The 6,615-nt window shown below is 66.5% G+C and carries 5 protein-coding genes; 2 read left to right on the top strand and 3 right to left on the bottom strand.

Features of this window, described 5'->3' with window-relative positions; all coding sequences use genetic code 11:
• Positions 1-1,575 precede the first annotated feature (1,575 nt).
• Positions 1,576-2,235, top strand: a complete 660-nt coding sequence (locus tag VMJ70_15585; GenBank protein HTO92553.1) for a hypothetical protein — start codon at positions 1,576-1,578, stop codon at positions 2,233-2,235.
• A 39-nt stretch (positions 2,236-2,274) separates the two neighbouring features.
• Here VMJ70_15585 and VMJ70_15590 read toward each other — a convergent pair whose 3' ends face one another.
• Positions 2,275-3,057, bottom strand: coding sequence for an enoyl-CoA hydratase-related protein (locus VMJ70_15590; protein ID HTO92554.1), 783 nt, complete (start codon positions 3,055-3,057; stop codon positions 2,275-2,277).
• A gap of 71 nt (positions 3,058-3,128) precedes the next feature.
• On the opposite strand from VMJ70_15590, the gene VMJ70_15595 reads away from it, so the two are divergent.
• Positions 3,129-4,037 (top strand): MBL fold metallo-hydrolase, encoded by a 909-nt coding sequence (locus tag VMJ70_15595; protein ID HTO92555.1) that lies wholly within the window; start codon positions 3,129-3,131, stop codon positions 4,035-4,037.
• Positions 4,038-4,089: 52 nt separating this feature from the next.
• On the opposite strand, the gene VMJ70_15600 is transcribed toward VMJ70_15595, so the two are convergent.
• Together VMJ70_15600 and VMJ70_15605 are read right to left on the bottom strand one after the other, a co-directional pair.
• A complete protein-coding gene (locus tag VMJ70_15600) occupies positions 4,090-4,542 on the bottom strand; it encodes a DUF5655 domain-containing protein (protein ID HTO92556.1) in 453 nt (150 codons plus the stop codon).
• Positions 4,543-4,555: 13 nt separating this feature from the next.
• Positions 4,556-6,615 (bottom strand): protein kinase (locus tag VMJ70_15605; protein ID HTO92557.1); only part of this gene is annotated, 2,060 nt, incomplete at its 5' end.

Below are 6,615 nucleotides of genomic sequence, written 5' to 3' on the forward strand. Positions count from 1 at the left end.
CTGCTGCGGTGTAAGTAAGTGTCAAAGTATCTTCCAACGCAGGCGGCTCTATGCCCGCGGTTGGGTCACTTGCGACAACTCCATTTTGCGAGCTTCTGGCCTCTACGAGCGAGAATCTCGTTGGGGTTCGGTGGGTCACGCTGCGGAACTGGCTCCCAACACCTACAAGGGTGCCACCCTTTCCGAGCACAAGCCTCCCGGAGGCACCGACGCGGGCTACGATTCCCGCGATTCCTGGCAGCTGAATAGGCTGACCGTCGGCAACGTCGTGCCAGACACCGTCACGATCCTGGATCTGCCAGAGCGCGCTTGCCGCGAGGGAGTCGTCGGGAAGGAGCGAATCCGAGACCCAATAGACCCGCCAGTTCGAGGAGGTCGCCGAGGTGTGCTCCTCGAGCGCAGGTGATGCGGCAGGCATCCCAGCAGGAGCGAGACTTGTTCGGCCGGCCCTTTGCACACCCGCCGTCCTCGAGCTCGACGCCGCGGAGCCAAGACCAGCCCCTATGGGGCGAACAGACTCGCCCATTCCGCCACCACCCGAGCAGAGGGTCTTCGCGGCCGCAACATCACTGATCGCCGACCAATATCCGAAGACCGGAGAGTGCGGCCCTGGAGGTCATTGGGTTTTCTCCTCGTCGATTGATTGACGCAGCGAGGTTGGGGAAACGGTGGTTAGGGCCCCCGCAGGGTTACGAAGAGGACGCGGCCGGCGCCGCCTCCCTTGGGATCGCGAGTTTCGCAATAGACCCAAGCCGAATCGTTGATTGGGTTGGGGAGGTTTGCGTTGTAGAAGGTGTGTCGCGGCGATGGTTGATGGTTGAGGTACTTGTTCCAGGTTGGTGTGCCTTGAATGTTGAGGCGGGCGTCAGTCTGCCAGTCATAGACGAGGGAATCGCCGTCGGGATCTGTGGCGGAGCAGACTACGACGACTGAATCTGAGGGGCCGATTGTATCCGGGAAGGCCTCGAGGCCTGTGATCACGGGAGGGTGATTTTGAGGGATGAGCGGAGTCGGCCGCGGGGGTTCCTCGCTGCATCCGGCAAGTACGGATTGCATGGTCATCGCGGCCAGGAGCCCGAGACGACATGAGAGAATCCGCAGCCGAGGGCGGTGCACTGGACCATTCCCTCCAACACACTCCCGTCGGTGAGGCTCGCGGATCTGATGAGGCGAACTTAGCGGGCCAGCACTCTTGGCGGAGGCGTTAGCCGCCCGAACGGCCTCGGCGCCACTCGCGGGATGCGGGCGACCCGACCCAGCTATTCTGGAATCGTGCAGTAGCTGGACACTAGTCAGGCTAAGGCACGTCAGTCATTAGATCAATCGCAAAGTCTCCCATTTCGGCAACACGTCAACTTTGCTCTAATCACGGCAACGAAAAACGCGCCGCGAGAGCCGCCGTGGCGGAACTCTGCTGGGACAGGGAGAACACTGGTAGCCGCGCCAGAGGGCCGCAAATGTTCCGCAATCCGCCTTGTAACCTATCTATCCTGAGGCTCAAGGCCTTCTGTGGCTCGAGCGATGCTGGGATCGCTTGCGAAGCGGCGGTCGGTACTCCGAGGAGGAAGTCATTCCATGAATCGCTCGACCTCCATGTCGATGGTCGTCTGCGTCGCACTCATGGTGAGCACACACGCGGAGGCAGCTCGCCTGGGCAAGGGCCGCTCACTTGTACTTGTCGGCGTCTCCGGCCATAGGGGGGAATTCGCATCCCCGTTCGGCTCGCCTTTTCTCCCTCTCGAGTCCTCCGAGGTGGGAGGAACTCTGGCCTATGGCCGCTTCATCGACGACGACTGGTCCGTCGGCATCGCGGGCACCTACTACGCCGGGAGAGAGAAGGCGGCAAACAACTACCCGAGCGGCGCCCCGAACGAGACGACGACGCTGCACAGCCACACGTTCTCTGCGCGCATTGGAACTGACCGGTTTGCATTCGTAAACGACAACGTTGGGCTCTTCACTGGCCCGGGAATACTCGTGACGCAGGGACGGGCGAAGATCGTGGATGCTGTTTCGCCGCCGGGTACAGGAGGGGGAACCAGTCAAGGCCCCAACTCAACTGGCTTCGGGGTTGATTGGCGGATTGGCATGTACGCGCGGTTGAACGGCAGCGCGGCACTCTATGCGCACGTGGGTCAGTCGCTCGCCTACAACTCAGGCAAATACTCCGACGGAGACGTGTCGTGGTGGTCGAGTAGTCCCGAGGGATCTCTGGGTCTTGCGTTCGACTTTTGAGTGGCTCGGCCCAGCAGAATTGGGGATTCCCTGCCCGACTCAGCTCGAAGGCGACGATCTCCACCTCGCTGGCCGCTTCTCCATGAACGCGCTTAGGCCCTCGATCGCGTCGGGGTCGTTGAGCAGCCGATCGAGGTAGAGCTTCTCCGACGCCTTCACCTCTTCGAACGTCGGCCGCACGCGCGCGAACCGCAGCGCCGCCTTGGTCGCGGTGAGCGACGATCGGCTGAGACTCGCGAACGCGCGCGCCGCCGATTCCACGGCGGACGGCAGCTCGTCGGGCGGCACCACGTTGTTGATGAGCCCGACACGCATCGCTTCCTCGGCGCCGAGCGTCTGGCCGCGCAGAATCATCTCGCTCGCGAGGCGCAACGGGATCATGCGCGGCAGCGCGACCGCCGCGAGCGGCGGAAACACGCCGAGCACGATCTCGGGCAGGCCGAAGTTGGCGTCTGAATCGGCGATCACCAGGTCGCCCATCAGCGTCAGCTCGCAGCCGCCGCCAAGCGCGCGCCCCTGAACCGCGACGATCAACGGCACCTCGAGCGCGTCGAGCGCGAAGCAGGCCTCGTGAAACGCCGCGAGCATCTCGGCGCCGAGGTCGGGCAGGTGGCTGCGCACGTCCACGCCGGCCGAGAAGTCGCTGCCACGCGCTTCGAACACGACGCAATTGAGACTCGCGTCGGCGCGAAGCTGATTCGCGGCCGCGGTCAGCTCGCGCGCCGTGGGCAGATCGATCACATTGAGTGGCGGGCAGTCGAGGATCAGCCGGGCAAAACCCGGCCCGATCTCGACCGACACCGACTTTCGCGGCGCGTTCATGGCCGGCTATCCTGCCGACTTTCGCGCCCGCGGGCCACCCGATTCGCTGCCCAACCCAACGGAGGATGCCGATGCCTCGTCGCTCCCTGATCCTGATCGTGGCCGCCATCGCGTTCGGCGCGCTCGCGGCCGTGGTCGTTGCCCAGAACGACATGAGCAAGATCGAGATCAAGACCACCGACGTCGCGCCCGGCATCGCCATGCTGAAGGGGGCGGGCGGCAACATCGGTGTGCTCTCGGGGGCGGACGGCGTGGTGCTGATCGACGATCAGTTCGCGCCGCTGAGCGACAAGATCAAGGCCGCGGTGGCGAAGATCAGCGACAAACCGATCCGCTTCATCCTCAACACGCACTGGCACGGCGACCATACCGGTGGCAACGAGAACTTCGCCAAGATGGGCGTCTCGATCATCGCCCAGGACAATTCGCGCGCGCGCATGATGGTCGCCTACAGCAATCCGGTGTTCGGCTGGAAGGCCGACCCGTCGCCGGCGGTCGCGCTGCCGGTGATCACGTTCAACGACAGCCTGAGCTTCCATCTCGACGGGCAGGACGTGGTGTGCTTCCACGTCAAGAACGCGCACACCGACGGCGACGTGATGGTGTGGTTCCCGCTCGCCAACGTATTCCATGCCGGCGACTGCCTGTTCATCGGCCAGTATCCGATCATCGACGTCGGCAGCGGCGGCACGCTCGACGGAATGATCGCGGCCGCCGAGAAGATTCTGTCGATCGTGAAGCCCGATACCAAGATCATCTCCGGCCACAGCCCGATCTGCACGCGCGACGACGTACAGGCGGCGCACGACATGCTGGTGGACGTGCGCGGGCGGGTGAAGAAACTGCTCGCGCAGGGCCAGACGCTCGATCAGATCACGGCCGCGAAGCCGCTCGCCGACCTGCAGGACAAGTGGGGCAAGGGCTACGTCACCGCGGACATCATGCTCAAGCAGGCGGTCTACGACCTGAGCCGGAAGTAGGGCGATCGCGTCGGCGCAGCGTCTCGCCGCGCGGCGTGTCGCCGCCGCGCGGCTACGACCCGACCGGCTCCTGTTTGCCAAAGCGATAGGCCTCGGCGAGCCAGCGCCTGACCTGCGCGTCCACCTGGTCCGGCCGCTCGAGCCGGAACGTGTGCAGGTGGTAGCGGGGCTTCAGGAACTCGTACTTGACGATCCGCGGGTCGGCGACCCGCCGCGCGAGGATGAACGTGCAGAGCAGGTAGCCTTTGCGTACCACCGCGCTGGCGAACCGCATCCGCGCCATGATCGCGATGCGCGTGCGATTGGGCGACAGGCGCACGGGGCCGCCCTCACGAGCAGCCGCCACGAACGCGCGCCACGCCTGCCGCAACGCCGGGGGGCGCCCCGCAAAGTGCGCCGAGACCGGCACGCGCTCGCAGCTGTGCCACAGGTTGCGGGTCACGAACCAGTGGCCGCAATCCGGGCAGCGCCACAGCGGGCGCTTCTTCACCGCGCGGGCCGGCATCGGCGCCACTCGGCTACTCGAGCCCGTCCACCACGAACAGATCGTTGAGCACGCGTCCGTAGGAATAGGCGACCCGGTGAGTGTCGGCGGACAGGCGGAGAGGTGCGATCGCGAACACGCCACTCGAATCGCGTGGCCCGATCTCGCGCCACAGCTTGCGCTCGCCAGTCTGGATGTCGATCTCGTATACCTGCGCCGGCACCGAGCCGCGAGGGAACATGTAGATGCGCCGGCCGTCGGCCGACCACGACGCCGGGCGTTCGTGGCTTCGCACACCTGGAATGTCACGGGGCTCGCCGCCCTCCACCGGGATGAGCCGATAGGTGACGTCGCTGCCCGACACCAGCATGAAGCGCCCGTCGGGCGAGGTGCGGCTCTCGAGCGCGCCGATTCCGGGCGGGCTGAGCGCTTGCCAGCTCATGTCCTCGAGGCCGACCCGGTAGATGCGAATCGGCTCACCCGGGCGATGAGCGGCGACCCAAATGCGCCGCCCGTCCGGGAACCATCCGCCGATGTGCACGTAGTAATCGGCCTTCGGCAGCACCCGCGGAGCACCGGCGCCCACCGGCAGCATCACCAGCTCGTTCTGGTTTCGGGTGCGCAGGGCCAGCACCCACTTTTCGTCGGGCGAGATCGCCATGGCAATGCCGTCGCCGAGCCGTACGGCGGGCGAGCCGTCGGTGCCGCGGATGAAGATCGAATGTTCTTCACCGCCGCCCTCGCCGGACTCATCGAACAACACCATCCGCCCGTCAGCGGTAAGGCCGCGCAACACCGACCAGTCGAACCACGACAGGTCGCGCTCCTCGCCGGTATCGAGCGCGTTGAAATGAATGCCCACACGCTCGTCGCCATGGGTGAGGAGCGCGCGGCCCTCGGCCGAGACGTCATGCAGCGTGAGATGTCCCGCGAGCTGGAACAGGATCCTCTCGGCGCCGTCGAGCGTCACCGCGCGCAGCGCCCGGCCGGCTCCCGCTGGCGCGCCCGTGAACCAGATCTCGCGACCGTTCGCCGACCAGGCCAGGCCGCGCGCGGTGCCCGGAACGTCGGACAGGCGGCGCACGCGGCCGTCCATGTCCACCACCGCGACGTGGCCGCTGTCGTCGCCGCGAATCGGATGCTCGAGGAACGCGATGTATTTCCCGTCGCGCGAGATGCGCGGCTCGCTGATCCAGCCGCCATCGCTCACGTAGAGCTTCCGGCCGAGCGGGTACTCGATTCGAATCGCGCCGTCGGAATCGAACACCGCGGCCAGCTGAGCGCCGTCGGGGCTCCAATCCGCGTACTGGATCGCCTCGTGCACATCGCGGGGCGTCCCGGCGCCGAGCGGCACGCGCGCCAGCATGCCGTGATAGATGAAGGAGCCGAGGTGTTGGAAGCCGCGCGCGATCGCGAGCTCGGAGTTTCTCGAGATCGCGAAGAGATTGGCGCCGGTGATGCCAAGCGGCCGCGACTCGGTGGCGCCGCCGAACACCCACATCAGCTCGAGTGGCTTTCCTTCCCACGCCGCGGCGTACACCACGCCGTGGCCGTCGGGGGTGAAGCGCGCCGAGTGCACCGTGCCGCGGCGAAAGGTGAGGCGCTTGAAAGAGAGCTGCGAGAGCGCAGCGGCGCCGTGAGTGGCGCTTGCGCCCGCGCCGGTTTCCGCGCGCGCGGCGCCGGCGCGCAGCGCCTCGAGCGCGTAGGCGAAGTCGCGCGCCGATTCGAACCGGTCGGCCGGGCGCTTCTCGAGGCACCGGCGCACCAGCACCTCGATGCCGGGCAGCGCATCGATCGCTGCCGACGCTGGCGCCGGCGCATCGTCCTTCAGCAACGCGGCGATGGTCTCGGCGGTGGTGGCGCGATGGAACGGTGCTCTTCCGCTCAGCATCTCGTAGAGCACCGAGCCGAGCGCGAACAGATCGGCGCGATGATCGGCGGCCTCGCCACGCGCCTGTTCGGGCGCCATGTAGGCGGCGGTGCCGAGCAGCGTGCCGTCGAGCGTGCGCGCGCTGGTGTCCTGCGCGTCGGACTTCTCGGGCACGCGCAGCTTGGCGAGCCCGAAGTCGAGCAGCCGCACGCGGCCGTCGCCCG

Origin of the sequence: Candidatus Sulfotelmatobacter sp. (assembly GCA_035498555.1) — a bacterium.
Taxonomy (GTDB): domain Bacteria; phylum Eisenbacteria; class RBG-16-71-46; order RBG-16-71-46; family RBG-16-71-46; genus DATKAB01.

Excerpts from the sequence above, each read along its gene's own strand:
- VMJ70_15585 (HTO92553.1), top strand. The coding sequence starts at position 1,576 with ATGAATCGCTCGACCTCCATGTCGATGGTCGTCTGCGTCGCACTCATG.
- VMJ70_15590 (HTO92554.1), bottom strand. The coding sequence starts at position 3,057 with ATGAACGCGCCGCGAAAGTCGGTGTCGGTCGAGATCGGGCCGGGTTTT.
- VMJ70_15595 (HTO92555.1), top strand. The coding sequence starts at position 3,129 with ATGCCTCGTCGCTCCCTGATCCTGATCGTGGCCGCCATCGCGTTCGGC.
- VMJ70_15600 (HTO92556.1), bottom strand. The coding sequence starts at position 4,542 with ATGCCGGCCCGCGCGGTGAAGAAGCGCCCGCTGTGGCGCTGCCCGGAT.